This is a genomic window from Kitasatospora sp. NPDC059160 (assembly GCF_042755465.1).
GTDB lineage: Bacteria > Actinomycetota > Actinomycetes > Streptomycetales > Streptomycetaceae > Kitasatospora.
Genome location: NZ_JBHZCN010000069.1, coordinates 28,775 through 51,287, shown reverse-complemented (window position 1 = coordinate 51,287; position 22,513 = coordinate 28,775). Strand labels below are relative to the sequence as shown.

Genomic DNA, 22,513 nt, shown 5'->3' with positions numbered 1-22,513 from the left:
CAAATCCACCACTCTCCGGCCGCGGGCCCAAATAATAAAAGAGAGGGTCAGGGCGACCGCCGTGGCGAGGGCGGCGGTGAGGGTGACGGCCCGGGCGTCGTAGCCGAGGTCGATGGTCGCGCCGCCGAGCCAGGCGCCGAGCCCGTTGCCCAGGTTGAACGCGGAGACGTTGGCCGAGAGGGCGAGGGCGGGCGCGGCGGCGGCCACCGCGAGGATCCGTGCCTGGAGCGCCGGGATGATGGAGAAGCCCGCGGCGCCGAACAGGAACAGCGCGATCGCGGCCGGGACCTGGTGGGGCGCGGCGAGCCAGAACAGCAGCAGGGCGACCAGCAGGGCGCTCTGGGCGCGCAGCACGCCGCGCATCACGTTGGCGTCGGCGGCCCTGCCGCCCAGGATGTTGCCGAGGACGGAGCCGATGCCGAAGACGATCAGCAGGATGCCGACCATGGCGGGCGCGAAGTGGCCGATGTCGCGCAGCAGCGGGGCCAGGTAGGTGGAGGTGGTGAAGACCGCCCCCTGGGCCAACACGGTGATCAGCATGGACAGTTGCAGACTCCCCTTGCGGAACACCTTCATCTGTTCGCGCAGCGACAGGCTCCCCTCCGCGCCCCCCTCGCCCTCGGTGGACAGCGCGCCGGGCACGAACCTGACGATCAGCAGCAGGCACAGCACGGCGAAGCCGGTGACGTAGCCGAAGGTGGCCCGCCAGCCGAAGTGCTGTCCGATGAAGGTGCCGATCGGGGAGCCGAGCACGTTGGCGAAGTTGAAGCCGAGCGCGATCTTGGCCATCGCGGTGGCCTGCTTGTCCGGCGGGGACATCAGGGCGGCGACGTGCCAGGCGACGGCGGCGAAGGTGCCGTGGCTGAGCGAGGTGAAGATGCGCGCGCCCATCAGCGTGGGGTAGTTGGGGGCGAGCACGGCGATGACGTTGCCGACGATGAAGACGCCCATCAGGGTGAGCAGCAGCCCCTTGCGGGACCACTTGGTGGTCAGCAGGGTGATGATCGGCCCCCCGATCGTCACCCCCAGCGCGTAACCGGTGACCAGCAGGCCGGCGGTCGGGATGGTCACGTCCAGATCGGCGGACATCTCGGGCAGGATCCCCGCGATGACGACCTCGGCGGTGCCGACGCAGAACACTCCGAGCATCAGGGCCAGGAGGGGCAGTGGCATGGCGACCCAAGCCTTTCGTAGGGAGCCAGGTTCAAGGATGATGTATGCGATTGCATATAGATAATGGACGAACGTGCCTGGGTGGTCAACTGCCGCAAAGAGTTACGCTGGAAAACAGTGGCGGACGGACAAGCAGAACGTTCCGAAGGACTCAGTGAGGGGCCGCGTCGATGGAGACATGGGGACCGGGGAGCGGGCGGGACGAGATCGCCATCTGGCGACAGCTCACCCGCCTGATGGAGCAGGTCAACGCGACCGCGGGCAGGCGGCTGACCCGCAGCCACGGGGTCTCCATGAACGAGTTGCTGCTCCTGCTCTCGCTCGCCGAGCAGCGCGACGGCACCCTGCGGATGTCGGACCTGGTGAAGACCCTGGGCGCCAACCAGCCCTCGGTCAGCCGGATGACCGCCCGCCTGGAGGACGCCGAGTGGGTGGTGCGGCGCAGCGCCCTGGACGACAAGCGCGGGGTGGACGTGCGGATCACCGAGGCCGGCCGGCGGCTGGCCGGGGAGGCCGAGCAGACCCTGCGCAAGGCCCTCGCCGAGGCGCTCGACTCGGCCGCCCTGAGCGACTCCACCGCCTCGCTCGTCGCCCGGCTGCGGTACGCGCCCGCGGTGCCGATCGACTGAGCACCCCCTCCCCGCACCGGCCCCGGTCGCAGGCCACCGCCCGCGACCGGGGCCGCTTCATGCCGCTTCACCTCCCCGCAACAGGACTCCACGCGAAGTAACAGTCCAGAAATATGCATTTGAATGCATCTACTGTGACCGCCATCACGTTGCCGTGTATACGGATCGAGCACTAGCGTTCGAGGCCGACAACAGGCGGACGGTCGACTCGTTCCCACCGCCCACTCCCCCGCTCGAGGACGCTCACGGAGGTTTCGTCATGTCCGGTACCCCACTCCCCGGCCCGACCACGCACCACCGCCCGACCGGCCTGAACCCGGTAGCGGATCTCCCCAAGCCGCCCGGCCTACACTGGAACGTCCGGGCCGAACAGCCCGTCGCCTACAGCGTCAGCATGGTGCGCGGACTGCTCGACCTCGACGACCCCACCCTCGCCCGCGCCGTCGGCGGCGGCCACGGCAGGCCCTTCCGCTGCCTGCTCGCGATCGACTCCGCCGTCGACGCGCTCTACCACGAGCGCTTCGCCGCGTACTTCGACCGCTGGCTGATCGACGCGACCTGGCAGGTCGTCCAGGGCGACGAGGACGCCAAGTCCCTGGAGCAGGCCGTCCTCGTCACCGAGGCCATGTCCCGGATGGGCATCCTGCGCCGCGCCGAGAAGGTCGTCGCCGTCGGCGGCGGCGTCGTCCTCGACATCGTCGGCTTCGCGGCGAGCATGTACCGCCGCGGCGTGCCCTACATCCGCGTCCCCACCACGCTGGTCGGCCAGATCGACGCCGGCATCGGCGTGAAGACCGGAATCAACCACGGCCACCACAAGAACCGCCTGGGCGCCTACTTCGCCCCCGAACTCGCCCTGATCGACCCGCACTTCCTGCGCACCATCGACCCCCGGCACGTCGCCAACGGCATCGCCGAGGTGATCAAGATGGCGCTGGTCAAGGACGCCGTCCTGTTCGACCTGCTGGAGGCCACCGTCGGCGACATCACCCCCGAGACCCTGGGCGGCTGCGGCTCGGCGGTCAGCGAGGTACTGTCCCGGGCCATCTCCGGGATGCTCGACGAACTGGAACCCAACCTCTGGGAACAGGTTTTGGAACGTTCCGTCGACTACGGCCACACGTTCAGCCCCTCCCTGGAACTGCGCGCCGACCCGCCCCTGCTGCACGGCGAGGCCGTCGCCGTCGACATGGCCATCTGCCTCGCCCTCGCCCACCTCCGCGGCCACCTCTCCGCGCACGACACCGACCGGGCGCTGAGACTCCTCCAGGGCTTCCGACTCCCCGTCGCCCACCCGATCTTCACCCAGGAGCTGCTGGAGGAGGCGCTCGCCGACGCGGTCAAGCACCGGGACGGCCTCCAGCGCGTCCCGCTCACCCGGGGCATCGGCTCCGTCGTCTTCACCAACGACCTCACCCCGGCGGAGCTCGGCCGGGCCCTGGAGTTCATCGGCGCCTGGACGACGGATGCGCGGGCCGAGCTCGTCGGCGCGGCGGTATGAGCGCGGGCACCGTGCCCCAGGCCTCGCCGGACGCCTCTCCGGACGCCTCGCCGGGCGGCGGCCGGGACACTCTGCCGGACGCCTCGCCGGGCGGCCAGGCGCCTGCGGACATCACCGTCTTCGACGTCGGCGGCACCCACATCCGCCGGGCCGTCTGGCAGCGCCGGGGCGGGCTGGGGACCCGCACCACGCACCCCTCCCCCAGCTTCAAGCGCTTCCCCTCGGCCACCGTCGCCGAGCTCCAGGACATGATGGTCCGCCAGCTGTGCGCCGGCGTGCCGCACACCCCGGCCCCCGTCGTCGGCATCTCCTTCGGCGCGGCCCTCGACCACCGCTCCGGGCTCGTCTACGCCTCCGCCCCGCTGTGGGGCGAGCACAGCGAGCCGTACGACCTGCGGGCCGCGCTGACCGCCCGGCGCCCGGACGTCCGGTGGCACATCGTCAACGACGTCACCGCCGCGCTGCTGCACGCCGCCGCGGCCGCCGAGCGCAGCGGCCACCGCAAGGTCCTGCTGGCCACCATCAGTTCCGGCATCGCCTGCCGGGTGCTCGACCAGCGGCAGCGCCGGATCCCGGTCGACGACAGCGGACTGCAGGGCGAGATCGGCCACCTGCCGGTGCACGCCGACCTCCTGGGCAGCACCGTGGAGTTGACCTGCGACTGCGGCCGGCCCGGCCACCTCGCCGCCTACGCCTCCGGCCCCGGCATCGCCCGGCTGGCCGACACCCTCGCCCACCGGGAGCCCGCCCGTTGGGCGGCCTCCCGGCTCGGCCGGCTCACCGCCGGCGGCACCGCCTTCGAGACAGCACTGCGCCGGGCCCTGGACGAGCAGGACGAGCAGGACGGGACCGGCGCACAGCGTGCACAGGACGGGAGGGACGGGCAGGACGGACGCCCCGGGCCGGACACGCTCGCCGCCGACCTGCTCGACGCCGCGACCGCCCCCGTCGCGGCTGTCCTGCGCACCGCGCTCTGCCTCGACCCCGAGCTGGACGAGGTGGTGCTGACCGGCGGCGTCGTCCACGGCCTCGGCCACCACTACCAGCGCGCCCTGCTGGGCCACCTCACCCGCGAGGGCCTCTACCTGACCAGCGACCGCACCCCCGACTGGCTGCACCGGCGGATCACCGTCACCGCCCCCGGCGAGGCCGACAGCCTCGCCGGGGCCGGGATCGCGGCCGGAGCCGGAGCGTCGACGTGACGACGGCCGAGCGCGTCCCCAGCCACCGCGCGCTGGTCCGCGAGCCCGGCGGCGTACGGCTGCGGCTGCGTCCCACCCAGGCCCCCGCCCCGGGCGAACTCCTCGTCGCCACCCAGGTCGCCGGGCTGTGCGGGACGGACATCCAGATGCTGCGCGGGCTGCGCGACGACCCGGCGCCGGTGATCGGCCACGAGGGCATCGCCCGGGTGGTCGCCGCCGGCCCGGGCGTCCCCGCCGCCCTGCGCCGCCCGGGCACCCCGGTGGTGGTCAACCCGACCCACCGGACGGACCCGTCCTTCCTGCTCGGGCACAACGTCGACGGCCTGCTCCAGGAACGCACCCTGATCCCGGCGACGGCCGTCCGGGACGGCCTGGTGGTGCCGCTGGCGCAGGAGCCCGACCCGGTGCTCGGTGCCCTGATCGAGCCGTTGGCCGCCGTCCGGTACGCCCTCGGCCTGCTGGCCGCCGGCCGTCCCCGGACCCTGGTGGTGTACGGCGACGGGACGATCGGGCAGCTCGCCGTCCGGGCCGCCCGCCGCCGGCTCGGCGCCGACGTCCGCGTCCTGCTCGTCCACCACACCCCGGACGGGCTGGCCTGGAGCGCTGAACGGGCCTTCCCCGGCGTGGAGTTGACGCTCGACCCGGTGCCCCCGGTGGGCTCCGGGCCGGTCGCGGCCCTGCTCGCGACCCCGCGCGACGGGACCCTCGCCGCGCTCGCCGCCGCCCTGCGGCTCGGCGGCCCCGGACTCTCGGACCACCTCGACGACGACGCGACCGGCGACCTGACCGTCGACCTGTTCGGCGGCCTCCCGCCCGGCGCCGCCGTCACCGAACTGCCCGGCGTCGACCTGGCCGCCGTCCGGGCCGCCAACTGCGCCGGGCACCCCGTCCCGTACGCCTTCACCACCACCCGCACCGCCGACGGCCGACGCGTCCGGCTGACCGGCCACCGCGGCGTGGGCAACGACCACCTCGCCGAGGCCGCCGCCGAGCTGTGCCACCACCCGGAGGCCTACCGCGACCTGGTGACGCACGTCGTCGGGCCGCCGGAGGCCGCCCGGATCATGACCGGGCTCTCGGCCGGCGGCGGACGCAGCGTCGCCGGGAGCCGGCTCGTCAAACTCGCGGTGCGCTTCGCCCCGGCGCCGCCCACACCCCTGGAGGCCCAGTGACCGCGCCCGACCGCACCCGCCGCCGCGCCCTGGTCGTCGGCGGGTCCACCGGCATCGGCCGTGGCGTCGCGGACGCCTGGGCCGAGGCCGGGCTGGACGTCACCGTGCTCAGCCGCTCGCGCCCGGCCGGCCCCGGGGCCGAGCGGCTGCGCTGGGCGGCCACCGACCTGACCGACACCGACCGGGTCGCCGAGAACCTGTCCCTGGCCGGCGCCGAACCGCTGCACGCCGTCTGCTACTCGGCCGTCCACTACGGCGACCGGCGGACCCTCTTCCGCGAGTGCACCGAGGCCGAGTGGCGCCGCCAACTCGACGTCAATCTGCACGGCCTCTGGCTCACCCTCTCCTGGACCGTCCCGGCCCTGCGCCGACCCGACCGTCCCGGGCTGTTCCTCGGCATCTCCTCCGAGGTCGTCTACAACGCCGGGCCGGGCCGCTCCGGCTACGCCGCCACCAAGGCGGGCGCCGCCGCCCTGCTCGACTCCGTCGCCCAGGAGGAGGCCGCCGAACCGCCGGGCACCGAGGCGCTGCGGATCGTCCAGGCCCTGCCCGCCGGCATGGTCGACACCCCCGGGATCCGGCGCCGGCGCCCCGACGGCTTCGACTACACCGCGTACATGCGCCCGGCGAGCTTCGCCCCGCTGGCCCACGAGCTCGCGGCGACGGCCGGCGCCGGACTGCACGGCGCCCACCTGGTGGTGGACCCCGAGGGCGGCTGGCGCCCGGTCGGCGAGGGGCTGCCGCTCTCCCAGAGCCGCCCCGTCCCGGCCACCGCCACCGCCACCGCGAGGGCCGCCGCCGGCGCCACCTCGTGACCGCCGCCCCGCTCCTCGGGCTGGCCGGCTGGCGCCTGCCCGGGGACCACCTCGACGCGGTCCGGCTCACCCACCGGGCCGGCGCCGACGGCCTCCAGCTCGACCTCGGCGGCCCCGGCCGCGGGCCGTGGCTCGACGCGCCGGGCACCGTCGAGCGGATCCTGGAGCACTGCGCCCGGCTCCGGGTCCGACCGCTCGCCGTCGCGGGCAACACCCTCAACGACATCGGCCTGCACGCCCCGCCGGGCGGCCGGGACGCGCTGCGCGTCCGACGCGTCCTGATCCGGGTGCTGGACGCCGCCCACGCCCTCGGCGCCCCGCTGGCCTTCGTCCCCAGCTTCCGCCGCAGCGCCGTCACCGACCGCGCGGAACTGGACCGCACGGCCGCCGTACTGGCCTGGGCGGCGGCGGAGGCCCGGGCCCGCGGGCTGCTGCTGGCCAACGAGAACGACCTCGACCCGGCGCGCGCCCGCCGCCTGGTCGACCAGGTCGCGGCGGACGGCTTCCGGCTGCTGCTGGACACCTACAACCCGCGGGTCGCCGGGGTCGACGCGGTGGCCCTGGTCGAGGCCGTCCACCCCTGGCTCGCGCCCCACGTCCACCTCAAGGACGGCACCGGCGGCGTGGTGGCGCGGGACCTCCTCGGCGACGGGGACGGCCCGGTCCGGGAGTCCCTCGCCGCCCTCGCCGCGCACGGGTTCCGGCCCGAGGCGCTGGTCCTGGAGAACGACCACCGCGACGGCGACCCCGTCCGCCTCGCCCTCGACCTCGAACGCGCCCGCGACCTCGCCCGCACCCACCAGCCGTCCGCCCCCCACCAGCCGTCCGTCCCCCACGAGCCGTCCGCCTCCCGCCCCTGAGGAGCCCCCGTGCCCCAAGCGCCGAACCTCCCGGCCGAGTACGCCACCACCACCCTGCGGGACGGCGTGGTGAGCCTCGGCACCCGCCCCTTCCCCCACGACGCGCTCCGCGCCGACACCGTCCTCATCAAGCCCCACCACCTGGGCATCTGCCGCGCCGACGCCAAGGAGGTCGTCGGCTCGCGCGACGTCCCCGAGGACCGCGGCCCGCTCTTCGGCCACGAACTCGTCGGCACCGTCGCCTTCGCCGGCGCCCGGACCGGCTTCCGGGAGGGCGAACTCGTCACCCTCAACCCCAACATCACCCCCACCCGCACCACCGGCTTCGCCGAGTACGTCTTCGTCCACGGCACGGAGGCGCAGCTGGACCAGGCCGTGGTGCGCGTCCCCGAGACCGGCATCCGGGACGCCGTCTGGATGCCCGAGCCCTTCGCCTGCATCGTGCACGCGCTCCGCAGACTGCTCGAACTCACCGCTCTCACCGACCTCCGGGGCCGGCGCGTCGCCGTCCTCGGCGCCGGCTGCGCCGGCCTCACCTTCGCCCTGTACGCCCGCCACCTGGGCGCCTCGCCCACCGTCTTCAACCGCGGCGAGGCCCGGCGCGCCTTCGCCCGGCAGCAGGGCCTGCTCGCCGCCGAGGAGATCCACCCGCTGACCGACGCCAAGGCGCCGCAGCACCAGGACAGGTACCACGTGGTGATCGTGGCGACCACCGTATCGACCACCGAACTCCTGGACACCGCCAGCGACTTGGCCGCCGACGGCGCCGTCCTCTTCGTCTACGGCGGCACCCGCCGGGGCGACACCTACCCGCCCGGCCGGGCCGACGTCGACACCATCCGCCGCGCGGAACTCATCGAGCCGGTCGAGCACCACGGCAAGCGGCTGCACCTCGCCGGCGCCTACGGCTGCCACCGCGAGGACTACGAGGAGGGCTTCCGGCTGCGCGCCGAACACCCGCTCGCCTTCCCCCTGGAGAAGCTGACCTCCCTGCGGATCGGCCTGGACGACTTCCCGCGCCGGGTGACCGACATCGCCGCCGAACGGGAGGACCACCCCGGCAAGGTGATCATCGACCTCGCGCCCTGACCCCGACCGGACGGGCGCGCGCACCGGCTTCGCACCCGGGGCCGGTGTACGCCCGGTGGCGTGACGCGGGGATCCGGCACCGCGTCGGACGGGCGCGGCGGGAAGCCGATCGGACACGATCCTCCCTGTCCCACCAGGCGATCCCGAGGAGCCGGCATGGCGGCGGAGCAGACCGCACCGATGACACCCCGAGTGGCGATGACCCTCGCCGCGATCGCGGCGACCGCCGCCACCCCGCGCCCGTCCGGGGAGACGGTGCCGGAGCAGTTGAACCGGGTGTTCCTGGGCATCACCCGGCAGTTGGCCGACACCGACCTCGCCACCGGCGCCGACTGGAGCCTCCGGTGGCTGGCGCTGGCCCCCGACAACGCCAACCTGGCGTACCTGGCGGCCGACCCGTCCTCCAGCAGCTTCGCCGTGGTCCTCCGCGGCACGGTCGGCAACGTGACCGACCTGCTGGAGGACCTCGACGTCGGCACGGTGGTGCCGTTCACCGCCGTCGGCGCACCGTCCGCCCCGGTGTCCGTGTCCCAGGGCGCGATGGCGGCCTTCACCCAGGTCGTGTCCATGAGCAGCGGGGGCGTGACCCTGGTGCAGGCGCTCACCGAAGCCCTCGCCGGGGCCGCGCAGACCCCCACGGTGTACGTGATCGGCCACAGCCTCGGCGGCTGCATCGCCACCATGGTCGCGCCCTACCTCCAGGCACGGTCCTGGCCCGGCGCCACCCCGCAGTTCGGCCTCTGCACCTTCGCCGCCCCCACCGCCGGCGGCCCGGACTTCGCCGACTACGTCGACTCCCTGCCGTGGATCGTCAACGCGCGCTACTACAACCCCTACGACGTCGTGCCGCTCGCCTGGACCTCGCTCGACGACGCCGAGGGCTGGTACCCGACTCCTCCCGGACCGGCGGCGAACGAGGAGGTGGACGCCGTCATCTCGGTGATCGCCGGTCTGCCCGGTCCCCACCAATACGCCCAGCCCGGCAAGGCCGTGCCCCTGGCCATCGACTACGGCCGGACCCACGACCCGGACTTCGTCAAGAGCTCACTCGCGGACTTCCTGGGCCAGGTCGCCTTCCAGCACGCCAACTCCACCTACCTGGGCCTGCTCGGCGCCCCCGACGTCCTGGCCGGCCCGGTGGTGCGGGCCCTCTCCACGAACTCCGGGGAGGGCGGCACCGCACTGGCCGTCGCCGGCAGCGGCTTCGGCCCGGGCGCGGCCGTCGACTTCGGCCCCGTCCCCGGCCAGGACCTCGCGGTCAGCGGCGACGGCCTCGCGATCAGCCTCTACGCGCCTCCCGGAGTCGGCGTGGTCGACGTCCGGGTCACCACCGAGCTGGGCACCTCGGCGGCCGTCCCCTTCGGCCGGTTCGCCTACGGCGGCCCCGCGCCGGTGATCACCACCGGCCTCTTCCCGGCCACCGGCCCCGAGGGCACCTCGGTGACCGTCACCGGCGTCAACTTCGGCGCCGACGCCCAGGTGTTCTTCGGCACCAACCCCGCGGCGTCGCCGCAGGTCCAGCCGCCCTACGAGATCGTCGTCGACGCGCCCGCCCCGAGCACCGGCTTCGGCAGGCCCAGCACCGTCAACGTGACCGTGGTGTCCAACGGCTACTCGTCCCCGGCCGGGCCGGCCAACGAGTTCACCTACCTGAAATCGTCCCCGGAGTCCTGACGGCCGAGTCATGACCACCGAGTCATGACCGCCGAGCCCTGATCACCCCGCCGGCGGCCTGGTCGCCGGCGGCTGCCCGTCCTCCCGCACCCAGGCGCCGACACCCAGGCGCCCGGTGGTGCCCAGGTCCAGCTCCGGCACGACCGTCACCGGCGCGGCGCCCGGCATCGCCCGGACCCGCACGTACGGGGCGTTCACCGCGTCACCGGCGCCCGCCTCGGTGGTGTTGCGCCACGCCAGCGTGGACCGTGCACCCTCGCCCGGCTTCAACGCGAGCGGCCGCGGCGGGTCGTCCGCCCCGGTGCCGCTCGCGATCTGCGCACCTCCGCGCAGGAGCCGCACCCCGTCGACCGGCCGGTGCCCCACGTCGAGGAGCTGGAGGTCCGGGTAGCCGTTGAGGTTCACCGTGGCCGTCCCGCAGTTGCGCAGGTGCAGCCCCACCACCCGCAGCCCCATCGCCGCGTCCCCGTCGTCCGCATTCACCCGCACCCCGGAGGCCGGGCACGGCCCGTCCGGGCGCGAGGCCTCGGCGCTCGGCACGCTCCGCACCTTGACGACCGTCAGCACCGAGCCCTTCCCGTCCAGTTCCACCCGCCCCTTCCCGGTCGCCCCCGGCGCGAGATCCCTGACCGTCCTCGTCTCGTTGCCCAGCACACCCCCGGCCGCCCCCGACCGGCCGAACACCACCGTCACATCGGCCGCCTCCGCGCCCGGGTTGGTCACCTCGTACTCCGCACAGGCCGCACTCGCCGCCGTGATCCGCACCCCGTCCTTCGCCACGGGCCCCGGCGAGGCCGACGCCGCCCCGCACGGCCCCGCACTGCCGGAGCCGGCGGCCGAAGGCCCCCCGCCCTCCCCGCCCGCCCCGGCCACCTGGCTCCCGCACCCCGCGAGCAGCACCACCGCCGCCGCCACCGCACCCACCGCACCGACCCCGCGCCTCACCGGCACCACCCCACCCGTCCCGAACTCACCCATCCGACCATCCGATCACGAACCACCCCACCCCACCGTGACCGCCGTCACTCCCCCTGCAACAGCCCCGCAACGCCGCCGCCGGTGGAGGATGATCTCCGGATGCCGGAACCCAGCCCTGCCCTCGAACGACTGGTCGCCAACGAGAACAGCTTGAGCGACCTGCTGGCCTTCCTGTTCGAGCGCGATCCCCAGCCCCTGATCGACCTGCTCGGCCTCGCCCCCGGCCCGTACCGGTGTCGACGCGAGGTCAAACAGCCTGCCGGCCGCCTGGACCTCGTGGTGTACCGGCGGTCGGACGACCGTCCCGTGGCCGTGCTGGAGATGAAGGGCGCCTCCGACGAGCACGGCGATCAGTTGAACCGCTACCGGGCCTGGGCCGAAACCCTCGACCCCGTACCGGCCCTGTTCTACTGCACCTTCGACGCCGCCCGGCCCACCGAGCCGTGGCGATCGCTGCGCCTCGTCACGCTCTTCCAGGCGTGGCACTCGGCCGCGGATCCGCACGCCGCGTGGCTCGCGCACGGGATCACCGACGTCCTGCACAGCTGGGAAACGGAGGCCGACGGTGCGATCGGGAGTTCCTCCGGCTGGTACGTGCCGGACGTGGTGAGCCGTCGTACGGCCCTCGCCCTCGACGACGCGCTGCGCCGCGACCATCCGGGCTCAGCCGAAGCGAGGGCCATGAGCACCAGCGGCGGAAACCCGATGGTGATGGCCTGGCGACACCACCCCTCCGGCTCCGACCACGCCTGGATCGCCGTGGACCTGCGCTGCCCCGGCCGTGGGATGCCCAGCCAGCCCTGGCTGTTCCGGCCGTGCGTCGACGTCCTCACCGGTGCCAGGCCGACGGTGGAAGCCGTGCTCGAAGCCCACGACCTGGCCGTGGAGCTGCAACCGGCGATGGCGCTGTCCTCGATCCAGGAGGGCCTTCGCCGGCGGGGCCGTCCGGAACTGGCCGCGGCGCTCCGCGCCGACAAGCACGACGGCCTGAACGGCCCCGCCGATCCCGAGGTCCTGGCCAGCTGGCGCGACCGGCTCGCCAGCGGCGCGAGCACACCCCGGCTGCATCCGGTCTTCTTCCACGACCGGCAGCGGCGCCTGGCGACCCAGTTCCGGCTCGACGTCGGCTCGCTCACGCGGACCGACCTCGCGGACCTCACCCTCGCGGTTCTCGACCACCTCGTGGAACGGGCGGACGCTCTCCGGTCCGACCGGGCCGTCTCGGCCCACGCGACAACAGGGCCGCACGACTCAGGGGCAGGCGACCCAGAGGCGGGCGACCCAGGGGCGGGCGACTCAGGGGCGGGCGAGGATCTGCCGTAGTACGTCGAGGAGTTGGGTCGCTTCGGCGGCCGGGTGCGGGGCCTGCCAGGCGATGTGGCCGTCGGGGCGGACCAGGGTGGCGCCGGTGGGTGGGAGGGTGAGCGACCGCATCAGGTCGGCGGGGAGGAGGTGGAGGGCGACGGGGAGGCCGGCGGCCGTGGCGGTGTCGGCGTGGCGCTGCCAGGCGGCGTCGGCGGTGAGGAGGGCGAAGCCCGGGCCGACCAGGTCGAGGGTGGAGCCGGTGGGGAGCGGCAGGTGCGGGAGGCGGGTGCCGGGGGCGGGGTCGGGGTGGGCGCCGTCCGGGTCGAGGGGTGGGCGCGGCGCCAGGGTGACGGGGAGGACGGCGGTGGAGGTGTAGGCCGCGGTGAGCAGCAGTTCGTCGTCCATCCGGTAGCTGGTGCGGGCACGGGAGTTGGCGAGGGAGATGTCGATGACCTGGCGGGCCACGGGGCGGCGTTCGGCCTCGTAGCTGTCGAGCAGCGCGTCGCCGGCCGTGCCGGCCGTGACGGCGGCCAGCTTCCAGGCCAGGTTGTCGGCGTCGCCGATGCCGGTGTTCATGCCGTGCCCGCCGGTCGGCGGCGTCACGTGGGCCGCGTCGCCGGCCAGGAGCACCCTGGACTTCCGGTAGCTGTCGGCGAGTTGGGCGTCCATCCGCCAGGTGGTGGTGTCCAGGACGGTCACGGCCAGGCCCGGCAGCCCGGCCGCTTCGCGGATCAGCCGGGCCAGCCGCGGGTGGTCGGCCCGCAGGGCGGTGGTGTCGTCGCGGCCGGGGTCGTACGGGTGCTGGTAGATCCAGCGCCGGTCGTTGTCGACGGCGAGGAAGCCGCCCCGGCCGGGCTCGGTGAGGAAGTAGGAGGCGCTGGCCCGGTCGGCGACGACCTCGCCGAGGGGCGCCTCGAAGCGGACGCCGAGGAAGTGGCCGAGGCCGGTCGGCCCGGCCATGGCGATCCCGGCGGCCGCGCGGACGGTGCTAGACGCGCCGTCGCAGCCGATCAGCCGGTCGGCGCGGACGGTGTGCCGCTCACCGCTGCCGCGATCCTCCAGGACGGCTTCCACGCCGTCGGCGTCCTCCGTGTACGCCACCAGCCGGGTCGCGAACCGGACGGCCTGCGGGGCGAGTTCCCGGGCGCGCCGGGCGAGGACGGCCTCCAGGGCGTCCTGGGAGCAGATCAGCCCGGGGGACGGGGTCCGCTCGGGGCCGTCCGGCACGGCGACCCCGGTGCGCACGAAGTCCGGGTCGACCAGGGTGCGGCCGCGGTAGAAGTACACCTGGGAGGGCGGGAGGCCGGCCCGCCGGATCTCCGGCTCCAGGCCGCAGCGCCGGAACACCTCCATCGAACGCGCCGACACGCCACGGGCCTTGGGGTGCCGGGAGGTGTCGGGGTGCGCCTCGACGAGCAGGTGGTCCACGCCGTGGCCGGACAGCAGGAGGGACAGCGTCAGGCCGACGGGGCCCGCGCCGACGATGAGCACGGAGGTCGTTGCCGGGAATCGCATGCCACTCCTTCGTAACGGCTATTCGAGATTTTTGACGTTACCATGGTGGCGGCAGAGAGCACCCAGGAGACGAGGACACCCCGACCCCATGCCCCGGACCCCCGACCCGACACCCGAAGCCCCCGGCCCCTCCCGAGGACCCGAGGACAACCCCCGCGGCCTCCACTTCCTCGCCGACCTCGCCAACACCGTCCGCGCGAACCCCGACACGGGCACCGCCGAACTCCAGGCCCTCCTGGACCGCCACGGCGGTCCGCCGTTCCACCTCACCGAGGCCGACGCCCGGGAACTGTGCGAGGCCACCGCCCCCGTGATCGCCGTCCTCGACACCGACGACCCCGACCACGCCGCCGAGGCGATCAACGCCCTCCTCGACCGCTACCCGCCCCGCCCGCACCTCGTCCGGCTCCCCGGCCGCCCCTGGTCCCTGCACACCCGGGCCCCCGCCGACGCCGGCCTCACCCACTGGCTGCTCTCCACCGCCGCCCTCGCCCTCGGCCTGTGGCTCAGCGAACGCGGCACCTGCGCCTGGGGCCGCTGCGCCGCCCCCGGCTGCGGCCGCCACTACATCGACACCGGCCGCCGCACCCCCCAGCGCTACTGCACCCCCCGCTGCGCCACCCGCGTCCGCGTCGCCACCCACCGGGCCGCCCGAAGGACCGGCGACTGAGCCCGCGCATCAGGCCTGCGGCAGCCCACGGCGGCCCGAGGCACGGAGGGTGTCGGCCCGGGTCAGGGCGCCCAGGGCAGGCGTACCGCTTCGATCTCGGCGTCCTCCAGCAGCGCGTCGACGAGCGCCGGCGGCCCGGCGACCTTGGTCGCCCAGAGGTCGTAGTCGGTGCACAGGACCCATGAGCGGTCCTCGGCCCAGAAGTTGGACGGACTGAAGTCGGCCTCCGGGTCGTCGTACAGGAGCTCGGCGTCGCCGAGCCGGCCGGCCCGCACCCGGAGGTTGTCGAAGTCGAACGCCCCGAGCATCAGTGGGTTGTAGTAGGCCAGGCACCGGGTGTCCGGGCCGGCGGGGCTGTGCGCGGTCAGGATGCCGATCAGCCGGGACCAGGTCTCCCGGTCCAGGCTCCCCTCGGTGGGCGGAGCGATGCCGAGCGGCCAACTGCCGTCCTTCTTGACCGAGGGGAAGCAGCGGTAGGACGGCAGCAGCCCGTCCGGCACGACGGGGTCGCCGGTGCGCCGGGCGAGCTCCGCCCAGCGGAGCCGCTGCCAACCGGGGCCGGGGTGCTCGGCACGGCCCAGGCCGCCCCCGGTGATGACGGTGGTGGCCACGAGGTCGATCCCCGGAAGGGTGTCGGGTTCGGCGGTGCCGGCCGCCGACCGAGCCCGGTGGTACTCGTCGTGCGACATGCCGGTCGGCGCCTGCTCGTGCTCGTACATGGCGTTGAGCACCCAGACCGCGTCGGGCATCGCGGGCGGCATGAACCCGGTCAGGCCGTCGCCGCACAGCTCCGACAACCAGTCCGTGGCACCGGGCGTCGCGAGCGGCCACCGGACTCGCGGCGGATTCGTTTCCTTGGTCATCGGGCCATGTTCCCAGCCGCCGCGGGTGGCATCAGGCCTGCGGGGGCGGGCAGGTATGAGGGGTCGTCCGGCTTCGGGGCGGGACGACCCGGCCCGGCCCCGGAGGCGGCCGGGAGGGCGTGGGAGGGACGGCGGGCATGGGCGAGCTGGACGGCAGGACGGCGCTGGTGACGGGTGGGTCCCGGGGGATCGGGCGGGCGGTCGCACGGCGGCTGGCCGAGGACAGGGCGCTGGTCGCGGTGCACTACGGCGGCAACGAGGAGGCCGCCGCGGAGACCGTGAAGCTGATCGAGGGGGCGGGCGGCCGGGCGTTCGCGGTGCCGGCCCGGTTCGACCGGGGCGACGGGCCGGACCGGCTGTTCGAGGGCCTCACCGCCGGGTTGGCGGAGCACGGCGAGGACGGCCTGGACATCCTGGTCAACAACGCGGGCGTGCACCTGGCCGGTTCGATCGGCGAGATCACCGAGGAGGACTTCGACCGGGTGATGGCGGTCAACGTCCGCGCGCCGCTCTTCGTGATCCAGCGGACCCTGCCGCTGCTGCGGGACGGCGGCCGGATCGTGAACGTGGCCTCGGCGGCCGCCCGGATCGCCTCGCCGCTCCAGATCGGCTACACCGTCAGCAAGACGGCCCTGGAGGCGCTCGCCGCACCGCTCGCCAACGACCTCGGCCGGCGCGGGATCACCGTCAACACCGTCAACCCGGGCGTGATCCTCACCGACATGACCTCCGCGTGGGCCAGCGCCCCCGAGGCGATGGCCGGGCTGGAGTCGATCACCGCCCTGGGCCGGATCGGCACGCCCGAGGACGTCGCGGACGTGGTCGGCTTCCTGGCGGGCCCGCGCGGCCGCTGGGTGACCGGCCAGACCGTCGACGCCTCCGGCGGCACCTACCTGGGGCCGATCCCGCCGGGCGCGCCTCGCGCTGCCGAGACGGACGGGCCCGGTCCGGCGGAGGCCTGACGGGCCGCACGGGCCGGCACGACGACGTAGCGGGGGGCGCGGCGGGAACCGGAGGTCGGCCGGACGCGTGATCATGGGGCATGAGCACACATCTCCCCGAGGAGCCGGCGACCCCCGCGCTGGTCGTCGACGCCGATGTCATGGAGCGCAACATCGCCCGGATGAGCGCGGCGGCCCTCGACGGCGGCTTCGCGGTGCGCCCGCACGCCAAGACCCACAAGTGCCCGGAGATCGCGCGGCGCCAGCTCGACGCCGGTGCGGTGGGCCTGAGCGTGGCCACCGTCGGCGAGGCGGAGGTCTTCGCCGCGAACGGCGTGTCCGACCTCTTCATCGCCTACCCCCTGTGGGTCGACGACGCCAAGGCCCGTCGGCTGCGCGCCCTCGCGGACTCGGTCGCCCTGCGGGTGGGGGCGGACTCCGTGGAGGGTGTCCGGCGGCTGGGGCGGGCGCTGCGGGGAGCGGCGGCCCCGGTGCAGGTGATGATCGAGATCGACTCCGGCCACCACCGGACCGGGGTCGTTCCGGCCGACGCGACCGAGATCGGCCTCGCCGCCGTCGACGCCGGGCTGGAGGTGGCGGGCGTCTTCACCTTCCCCGGCCACGGCTACGGCCACGACCCCCGCGCCCGCGAGCACGCAGCCCGCGACGAGGAACGGGCACTCGGCGAGGCCGCGGAGGCGCTGCGGGCCGTGGGGATCGCGGTGCCGGTGGTGAGCGGCGGGTCGACGCCGACGGCCGGGCAGTGGCGGTCCGGCGCGGTGAACGAACTGCGCCCGGGGGTGTACGTCTTCAACGACGCGACCCAGCTGGCCATCGGCAGCTGCACCGCGGACGACCTCGGGCTCTACGCGCTCGCGACCGTGGTGAGCAGCCCGGGCCCCGGTCGTTTCGTACTCGACGCGGGCAGCAAGGTGCTGGGCTCCGACGCCTCGCCCTGGGTCCGCGGTCACGGCTACCTCCCGGACCACCCGGATGCGGTGGTGGCCTCCCTGTCCGAGCACCACGCCACCGTCGTGCTGCCCGAGGGCGGGCCCACTCCCCGCCTGGGTTCCCGGGTCGCCGTCGTCCCGGTCCACGTCTGCACGCCGGTGAACCTGGCCGACACCCTGGAGGTGGTCCGGGCCGGGGAGGTCGTCGACCGCTGGACGGTGGCCGCTCGGGGCGCCAACAGCTGAACGGCGGCTGACCGACGACCGGGCGGGCGGGTTCGGGCGGGTTCGGCACCCTCCCGCCCGAACCCGCCCGACCCCTGCCGACCGGCGCCGGGCCCGGGTCAGAGCTCGCCGTGGGCGAGCTGTTCCAGCGCCTCCCGGATCAGCGGTTCGTGCTGGTGCGCCGCGAGCCGGCCGTGGTACTGCCGGGCCAGGCCCTGCGGAAGGGTGCCGGAGACGCCGATGGCGCAGGACGTGGCGCGGACGGCCTGCGCCGCCTCGCCGAGGGCGAGGTAGGTGTCGACGACGGACAGCAGCATCCGGCCGGTCAGCGGCGGGGCGAGCACCGGCTCGGGGCCGTCCAGCCAGTCGAGCAGCGCGGCGGCGTGGGGTTCGGCCCGTCGTGGATCGGCCGCGTGGAGCCAGGCGTCGGCCCGTACGGAGGTCAGGAAGCGGTCGTCGACGGTGAACGGGAACCCGGGCCGGTGCCGGTGCTTGTGGTCGGAGGCGACCGGGGTGTCGGCGGCGAGGGTGTCGGCGGCGCGGTCGAGCGCCCGCGCCGTGTCACCGGACCGGCCGAGGCGGGCGAGGGCGAGCGCCTCCCTGGTGTGCAGCACGACGGCCACGGCGGGGGCCGGCTCAGGATCGGCGGCCCTGGCGGCCCGCACGATCATCCGCGCGTCGGCCGCGTCACCCACGATGAGGTGCCGGGTGGCCAGTTGCGCCATCACGACGCCCGCTGCGGCCCGGTCACCGGTGGCGACGGCGGCACGGAGTGCGGCGAGGTTGTGCCGCTCGGCTCCGGTCTCCTCGCCGAGGGCGCTGCTGAGCCAGGTGCAGAGCAGGGCGGTGCGGGCCGCGAGCGGGAACAGCCGCCGTGGTCCCGGACTTTCGACGCCGCCGCTGGTCCCGGCGCCGGTTTCGGTACTGGTGCGGGCACCGCTGAGCAGGTTGCCGACGACGAGCCGGTGTTCGGCGTACGCCACGCCGTACAGGGCCGCGGCGGGCATCAAGGTGCCGGCCTCCTGCTGTTCGAGAGCCGTGGTGCGGGCCTCGCTCCAGCGCAGGCGGTTCCCGACCAGGCCGGGAACGCACCCGGCGGCCGAGCGGGTGGTCCGGCGGGTCCAGCCGGTCCGGCCCGGGTCGGCGAGCTGTGTCAGGGCAGCACCCAGGTGGGATGCCAACTCACGCCCCCTCAGGGTGAGTTCAGGTGAATGCCGAGCCCCGGAGAGGTCCACGACGGCGCGCAGGGCGAGGACCGCACCGTGGTCCGTGTAGGGCTGGTCGAGCAGGGTGGCGTCCCCGGTGGCCAGGTGGAGCCAGTGCGGCCAGCCGAGTTGGTGGACCTCGCGGGCGGGGATCCCGTGGATGTGCGCCATGGCGAGCTGGGCGGTGTGCTCGGGGACGGAGCGGGCGGCCTCCCAGCGGGAGACCCTCTCCCGGCGGGCCGCCGTGTTCCCGAGCGCGAGCGCGGTGTGGGTGCGCGCGACGAGCTTGGCGTACTCGGACTGGGACAGGCCCATGCCCTCGCGCAGCCGGGTGAGGGGGTGGACGTGGACCATGTCGCCTCCGAAGGGGTCGAGGGGCGGCGGCCCCGGCCGGGCACGGATCGTCGGCGACCCGTGCGGCGAGCGTGTGGACAGCACGGACCGGACGGCAGGCCACCAGGTCATCGCCGTTACGGGATCGGCCGGTTGGAGCGGGAGCCCTCGTCCAGGCGTTCCAGGACCTGCCGGACGGCCGGCTCGTTCTCGTGCCGGGCCAGCCGCGCGCGGTACTGGAGGTCGAGTCCGGGCGGGAGCCTCCCGGTGACGTCGACGGCGCGGTGGACGGTGTCGGCGACGCGGTCGAGCTCACCGAGCGCGAGGTGCGCGTCGGCCGCGTAGAGGAGCCAGACACCCGTCTGGGGCGACGGGACGGCGCTCCGCGGTGCCAGCAGGGAGTCCGTGAAAAGCTCGAAGTACGGCTTCGCACCCTGCGGATCCCCGAGGAACAGCGCGGCCAGGGCCCGGCTGACGGTGACGCACCGCTCGGCCCCGGCACCGGCACCGGCCCCGGCACCGACCGCTGGACCGGCACCCCCCGAGGCGGCGCTCGCGGCGGCCCGGTCCAGCGCCCTCGCCGCGCCGGTGGCGTTCCCCAGCCGGGCCAGGGCGAGGGCCTCCGCGCAGTGCAGGATGCTCTCCGGACCGTACGAGGACCCGCGCTGTCCGGACTGTCCGGGTTGTCCTGACTGACCGGACTGACCGGGCTGCCCTGAGCGGACGGCGGCGGCTGCCCGGACAAGCGCCAGCGCATCGGCCGGGGAGCCGGCGGTGAGGTGGCGACGGGCGAGGTGGGCCATGGCAGCCGAGGCCGTCCCGGGCGCGGCCGCAGCGGCGGCGGCCCGGATCGCGGTGAGGTTGTGGCGCTCCGCCCGGGTCTCCTCGCCGACGGCGCTGCTCAACCAGGTGCAGAGCAGCGCCGTACGGGCAGCGAGCCGGAAGAGCGGGCGGGCGGCCGGGTCGTCGCGGTCACGGCCGTTGAACAGACCGACGACCAGCCGGTGTTCGGCGTGCGCCGCCCGGTAGAGGGCCTCGGCGGGTATCAGCGAGCCGTCCTCGTGCCGTTCGAGCGCGCCGGTGCGGGCCTCGATCCAGTGCAGCTGCTCGGCGAGGGCCTGGGACCGGCCCGGCACGTCACCCCGGCCGGGGCGGGCGTCCCGGCCGGCGCGGGTTCCCCCGCCGTCCGCCGCGATCTGGGTGAGCGCGGACCGCAGTTGGGCGGTGAGCGCCGGCCCCCGCAGCAGGAGCCGCGGGGAGCGTGGCGCCTTCGGCAGGTGGAGGGCGCTGCTCAGGGCGAGCTCGGCGCCGGCGGCCGTGTAGGGCTGCTCCAGCAGGGTGGTGTCGCCGATGACCAGGTGCAGCCAGTGGGGCCAGCCGAGACGGCGCACCTCGCGGGCGGCGACTCCGTGGATGTGCGCCATCGCCAGTTGCGCGGTGTGCTCGGGGACGGTCCGTCCCGATTCCCACCGGGAGACCTTCTCCCGACGGGCCGCCATCTGCCCGAGGCCGAGCTCGACATGGGTCCGGGCGACGAGACGGGCGTATTCGGGGTGGGAAAGGCCCTTCGCGGACCGCAACAGGATGAGTGGGTGCGCCATGGATGCAGTCTTGAGATGTCTCTGTAGATCGTGGGGGAACCGAGACCGGCTCCGGACCGGCTTCGGTACCGGATCCTAGAAAAACCGATACGGAATTCGCCAGACGCGGAGGCACTCCCCGAGGCACTGCCGACGGCATTGCCGGAACGGGAATTGGCGCTTTCAGTCGGACCGGGGCTCGAAGCTGCGCCCGGGCCCGAACCCGCCCCCGGGTTCGCGGCCGCCCCCGGATTCGAACCCGGTCCGACGCTGCGCCACGGACCGATCGTCCAGGTGGTCGAGGAGCTCCCGCACGCCGGGGTGGTCGGCGTGCGGCGAGAGCCGGCTGCCGAACCAGTGGGCGAGCCCCGGCGGCAGGACCCCGGCCCGGTCGACGGCGCCGCGGACGGTGGCGGCCGCCTCGTCGACCTGCCCGACCGCCAACTGGGCCTCCACCAGCGGGCGCAGCCGGGCCACGGCGTGCGGCGAGGGGGGCCGGGCCGTCGGCGCGCCGTCGGTGCGCAGGCTCCGGTAACTGTCCAGGGCCCGGGCCGGTTGCCCCAGACGCAGCCAGGTGTGACCGCGGGCGAGGGCGAGGTACTCCTCGTCGATGTTGCTGCCGGTGGGGTCGGCCTGTGCGTCCCAGCCCGGCGCGGCCGCCGACAGGGCCTGCTCGGCGTGCTCCAGCGCACGCAGGCCGGCGGCGGGTTCGCCGAGCCGGGCCAGGGCGCGGGCCTGCCGAGTGTGCAGGATGACGGCCAGCCTGGGGGTGGGGTGCGGGTCGACGGCCCGGGCGGCCCGGAGCAGGGCGAGGGCGTCCCGGGGGTCGCCGCGGCGCAGGTGCCTGATCGAGAGCAGCGAGAGGTAGGCGGCGGTGTGCCGGGGCGCCCCGGCGGCGGCCGCGGCCCGGATCGCGGCCAGGGCGTAGCGCTCGGCGCGGCCCTCCTCCCCCAGGGCGCCGCTGGTCCAGGTGCACAGGGCCGCGCTGCGTGCCGCGAGCAGGAACAGCCGGGTGCCGGTGGTCCGGTCGTACCGGTGGCGGGCCAGGAGGTCACCGACGAGCCGGTACTCGGCCCGGGCGGCGGCGTGGAGCGCGTCCTGCGGGATCGGGCTGCCGGCCTCCAGTTCTTCCAGGGTGCGGATGCGGGTCTCGGCCCAGCCGAGCGTTCCGGGGCCGATCCGGGGGCCCTCGTGCACGGGCGGGCACGGGCCGTCGGCGAGCGCCGCCACGGCGCCGCGGATCTGGGCGGTGAGCGAGGCGCCGCTGGCGATCAGCGCAGGGCCCGGGCCGGGATTCCCCGGCTCACCCGCGGCGAGCCGGGTGATGTCGACGGCGGCCTGCGGATTCCACGGCTGCCGCAGTAGTGCACCGTCGCCGCCGGCGACGAACAGCCACTGCGGCCAGCCCAGGCGCAGCACGATCTCCCGGTCCACCTGGTGGATACGGGCGATGGCGAGCTGGGCGCCGAGTTCCGGAGCGATCCGGCCCGATTCCCAGCGGGAGACCTTCTCGCGCCGCGCGGCCATCGGCCCGAAGCCGAGTTCCGCGTGCGTACGGGCGATCAGCTGGGCGTACGCGGACTGGGAAAGGCCGATCGCGATTCTCAGCACGGCCAGGGGGTGCGTCGTCATGTCATGGCTTCGATTCCTCCCAGCGGCCTTCCGTCGTTCTTCGCGACGGCATTCGCGGCGGTGGGGGGTTTTGTCGAATGATCAATCAAGACTCATTTGATCGTAACAGCGCGACTTCGCAGCGTCAAAGCCGGAAGCGAATTCCGCAGTTCCTGAATTCCGGCGGAATGGCATTTCCGCGAAGCCTCCCGCCGCCCCGGG

General features: G+C 74.8%; 19 protein-coding genes. 12 read left to right on the top strand and 7 right to left on the bottom strand.

What is annotated here, in order from left to right:
• Positions 1-1,173 (bottom strand): MFS transporter (locus tag ACFXOZ_RS27030; RefSeq protein WP_380593084.1); only part of this gene is annotated, 1,173 nt, incomplete at its 3' end.
• Between the two features lie 170 nt (positions 1,174-1,343).
• Here ACFXOZ_RS27030 and ACFXOZ_RS27025 point away from each other — a divergent pair.
• The 8 genes from ACFXOZ_RS27025 to ACFXOZ_RS26990 all read left to right on the top strand — a co-directional run bounded on the left by ACFXOZ_RS27025 (position 1,344) and on the right by ACFXOZ_RS26990 (position 10,115).
• Positions 1,344-1,802 (top strand): MarR family winged helix-turn-helix transcriptional regulator, encoded by a 459-nt coding sequence (locus tag ACFXOZ_RS27025; protein WP_380522969.1) that lies wholly within the window; start codon positions 1,344-1,346, stop codon positions 1,800-1,802.
• Positions 1,803-2,061: 259 nt separating this feature from the next.
• Positions 2,062-3,303, top strand: a complete 1,242-nt coding sequence (locus ACFXOZ_RS27020; protein WP_380593083.1) for a sedoheptulose 7-phosphate cyclase — start codon at positions 2,062-2,064, stop codon at positions 3,301-3,303.
• Positions 3,300-4,505, top strand: coding sequence for an ROK family protein (locus ACFXOZ_RS27015; protein ID WP_380593082.1), 1,206 nt, complete (start codon positions 3,300-3,302; stop codon positions 4,503-4,505). Before ACFXOZ_RS27020 ends, ACFXOZ_RS27015 begins: the two co-directional genes overlap by 4 nt.
• Positions 4,502-5,677 (top strand): alcohol dehydrogenase catalytic domain-containing protein, encoded by a 1,176-nt coding sequence (locus ACFXOZ_RS27010; protein WP_380593081.1) that lies wholly within the window; start codon positions 4,502-4,504, stop codon positions 5,675-5,677. The genes ACFXOZ_RS27015 and ACFXOZ_RS27010 overlap by 4 nt, the downstream gene beginning before the upstream one ends.
• Positions 5,674-6,492: an SDR family NAD(P)-dependent oxidoreductase gene (locus ACFXOZ_RS27005; RefSeq protein WP_380593080.1), complete on the top strand. Its 819-nt coding sequence runs from the start codon at positions 5,674-5,676 to the stop codon at positions 6,490-6,492. Before ACFXOZ_RS27010 ends, ACFXOZ_RS27005 begins: the two co-directional genes overlap by 4 nt.
• Positions 6,489-7,352, top strand: coding sequence for a sugar phosphate isomerase/epimerase family protein (locus ACFXOZ_RS27000; protein ID WP_380522964.1), 864 nt, complete (start codon positions 6,489-6,491; stop codon positions 7,350-7,352). The genes ACFXOZ_RS27005 and ACFXOZ_RS27000 overlap by 4 nt, the downstream gene beginning before the upstream one ends.
• A 9-nt stretch (positions 7,353-7,361) precedes the next feature.
• On the top strand, positions 7,362-8,441 hold the full coding sequence (locus tag ACFXOZ_RS26995; protein WP_380522963.1) for an alcohol dehydrogenase catalytic domain-containing protein: 1,080 nt from the start codon (positions 7,362-7,364) through the stop codon (positions 8,439-8,441).
• A 156-nt stretch (positions 8,442-8,597) separates the two neighbouring features.
• Entirely contained in the window at positions 8,598-10,115 is a 1,518-nt protein-coding gene (locus ACFXOZ_RS26990) for an IPT/TIG domain-containing protein (protein WP_380593079.1), read from the top strand.
• 42 nt (positions 10,116-10,157) lie between these two features.
• On the opposite strand, the gene ACFXOZ_RS26985 is transcribed toward ACFXOZ_RS26990, so the two are convergent.
• Complete coding sequence (locus ACFXOZ_RS26985) at positions 10,158-11,093, bottom strand: DUF4232 domain-containing protein (RefSeq protein ID WP_380593078.1); 936 nt, start codon at positions 11,091-11,093, stop codon at positions 10,158-10,160.
• Positions 11,094-11,192: 99 nt separating this feature from the next.
• On the opposite strand from ACFXOZ_RS26985, the gene ACFXOZ_RS26980 reads away from it, so the two are divergent.
• A complete protein-coding gene (locus tag ACFXOZ_RS26980; RefSeq protein WP_380593077.1) occupies positions 11,193-12,416 on the top strand; it encodes a hypothetical protein in 1,224 nt (407 codons plus the stop codon).
• On the opposite strand, the gene ACFXOZ_RS26975 is transcribed toward ACFXOZ_RS26980, so the two are convergent.
• Positions 12,390-13,913, bottom strand: coding sequence for an FAD-dependent monooxygenase (locus ACFXOZ_RS26975; RefSeq protein WP_380593076.1), 1,524 nt, complete (start codon positions 13,911-13,913; stop codon positions 12,390-12,392). The genes ACFXOZ_RS26980 and ACFXOZ_RS26975 overlap by 27 nt on opposite strands.
• 88 nt (positions 13,914-14,001) lie before the next feature.
• On the opposite strand from ACFXOZ_RS26975, the gene ACFXOZ_RS26970 reads away from it, so the two are divergent.
• Positions 14,002-14,583 carry a CGNR zinc finger domain-containing protein gene (locus ACFXOZ_RS26970; protein WP_380593075.1) on the top strand — a complete coding sequence of 194 codons (582 nt, stop codon included), beginning with the start codon at positions 14,002-14,004 and terminating at the stop codon, positions 14,581-14,583.
• Between the two features lie 62 nt (positions 14,584-14,645).
• On the opposite strand, the gene ACFXOZ_RS26965 is transcribed toward ACFXOZ_RS26970, so the two are convergent.
• Positions 14,646-15,446, bottom strand: a complete 801-nt coding sequence (locus ACFXOZ_RS26965) for a hypothetical protein (RefSeq protein ID WP_380593074.1) — start codon at positions 15,444-15,446, stop codon at positions 14,646-14,648.
• Positions 15,447-15,583: 137 nt separating this feature from the next.
• On the opposite strand from ACFXOZ_RS26965, the gene ACFXOZ_RS26960 reads away from it, so the two are divergent.
• Positions 15,584-16,408 (top strand): SDR family oxidoreductase, encoded by an 825-nt coding sequence (locus tag ACFXOZ_RS26960; RefSeq protein ID WP_380593073.1) that lies wholly within the window; start codon positions 15,584-15,586, stop codon positions 16,406-16,408.
• A gap of 80 nt (positions 16,409-16,488) precedes the next feature.
• Positions 16,489-17,583, top strand: a complete 1,095-nt coding sequence (locus ACFXOZ_RS26955) for an alanine racemase (protein ID WP_380400372.1) — start codon at positions 16,489-16,491, stop codon at positions 17,581-17,583.
• Positions 17,584-17,681: 98 nt separating this feature from the next.
• Here ACFXOZ_RS26955 and ACFXOZ_RS26950 read toward each other — a convergent pair whose 3' ends face one another.
• The 3 genes from ACFXOZ_RS26950 to ACFXOZ_RS26940 all read right to left on the bottom strand — a co-directional run bounded on the left by ACFXOZ_RS26950 (position 17,682) and on the right by ACFXOZ_RS26940 (position 22,312).
• Positions 17,682-19,121 carry a hypothetical protein gene (locus ACFXOZ_RS26950; protein ID WP_380593072.1) on the bottom strand — a complete coding sequence of 480 codons (1,440 nt, stop codon included), beginning with the start codon at positions 19,119-19,121 and terminating at the stop codon, positions 17,682-17,684.
• A 116-nt stretch (positions 19,122-19,237) separates the two neighbouring features.
• A complete protein-coding gene (locus ACFXOZ_RS26945; RefSeq protein WP_380593071.1) occupies positions 19,238-20,701 on the bottom strand; it encodes a hypothetical protein in 1,464 nt (487 codons plus the stop codon).
• Between the two features lie 162 nt (positions 20,702-20,863).
• On the bottom strand, positions 20,864-22,312 hold the full coding sequence (locus ACFXOZ_RS26940) for a hypothetical protein (protein ID WP_380593070.1): 1,449 nt from the start codon (positions 22,310-22,312) through the stop codon (positions 20,864-20,866).
• Positions 22,313-22,513: the final 201 nt, after the last annotated feature.

Excerpts from the sequence above, each read along its gene's own strand:
- ACFXOZ_RS27020 (WP_380593083.1), top strand. The coding sequence starts at position 2,062 with ATGTCCGGTACCCCACTCCCCGGCCCGACCACGCACCACCGCCCGACC.
- ACFXOZ_RS26940 (WP_380593070.1), bottom strand. The coding sequence starts at position 22,312 with ATGACGACGCACCCCCTGGCCGTGCTGAGAATCGCGATCGGCCTTTCC.
- ACFXOZ_RS26985 (WP_380593078.1), bottom strand. The coding sequence starts at position 11,093 with ATGGGTGAGTTCGGGACGGGTGGGGTGGTGCCGGTGAGGCGCGGGGTC.
- ACFXOZ_RS26945 (WP_380593071.1), bottom strand. The coding sequence starts at position 20,701 with ATGGCGCACCCACTCATCCTGTTGCGGTCCGCGAAGGGCCTTTCCCAC.
- ACFXOZ_RS26990 (WP_380593079.1), top strand. The coding sequence starts at position 8,598 with ATGGCGGCGGAGCAGACCGCACCGATGACACCCCGAGTGGCGATGACC.
- ACFXOZ_RS26950 (WP_380593072.1), bottom strand. The coding sequence starts at position 19,121 with ATGGTCCACGTCCACCCCCTCACCCGGCTGCGCGAGGGCATGGGCCTG.
- ACFXOZ_RS26980 (WP_380593077.1), top strand. The coding sequence starts at position 11,193 with ATGCCGGAACCCAGCCCTGCCCTCGAACGACTGGTCGCCAACGAGAAC.
- ACFXOZ_RS26955 (WP_380400372.1), top strand. The coding sequence starts at position 16,489 with ATGAGCACACATCTCCCCGAGGAGCCGGCGACCCCCGCGCTGGTCGTC.
- ACFXOZ_RS26965 (WP_380593074.1), bottom strand. The coding sequence starts at position 15,446 with ATGACCAAGGAAACGAATCCGCCGCGAGTCCGGTGGCCGCTCGCGACG.
- ACFXOZ_RS27025 (WP_380522969.1), top strand. The coding sequence starts at position 1,344 with ATGGAGACATGGGGACCGGGGAGCGGGCGGGACGAGATCGCCATCTGG.
- ACFXOZ_RS26975 (WP_380593076.1), bottom strand. The coding sequence starts at position 13,913 with ATGCGATTCCCGGCAACGACCTCCGTGCTCATCGTCGGCGCGGGCCCC.
- ACFXOZ_RS26960 (WP_380593073.1), top strand. The coding sequence starts at position 15,584 with ATGGGCGAGCTGGACGGCAGGACGGCGCTGGTGACGGGTGGGTCCCGG.
- ACFXOZ_RS27015 (WP_380593082.1), top strand. The coding sequence starts at position 3,300 with ATGAGCGCGGGCACCGTGCCCCAGGCCTCGCCGGACGCCTCTCCGGAC.
- ACFXOZ_RS26970 (WP_380593075.1), top strand. The coding sequence starts at position 14,002 with ATGCCCCGGACCCCCGACCCGACACCCGAAGCCCCCGGCCCCTCCCGA.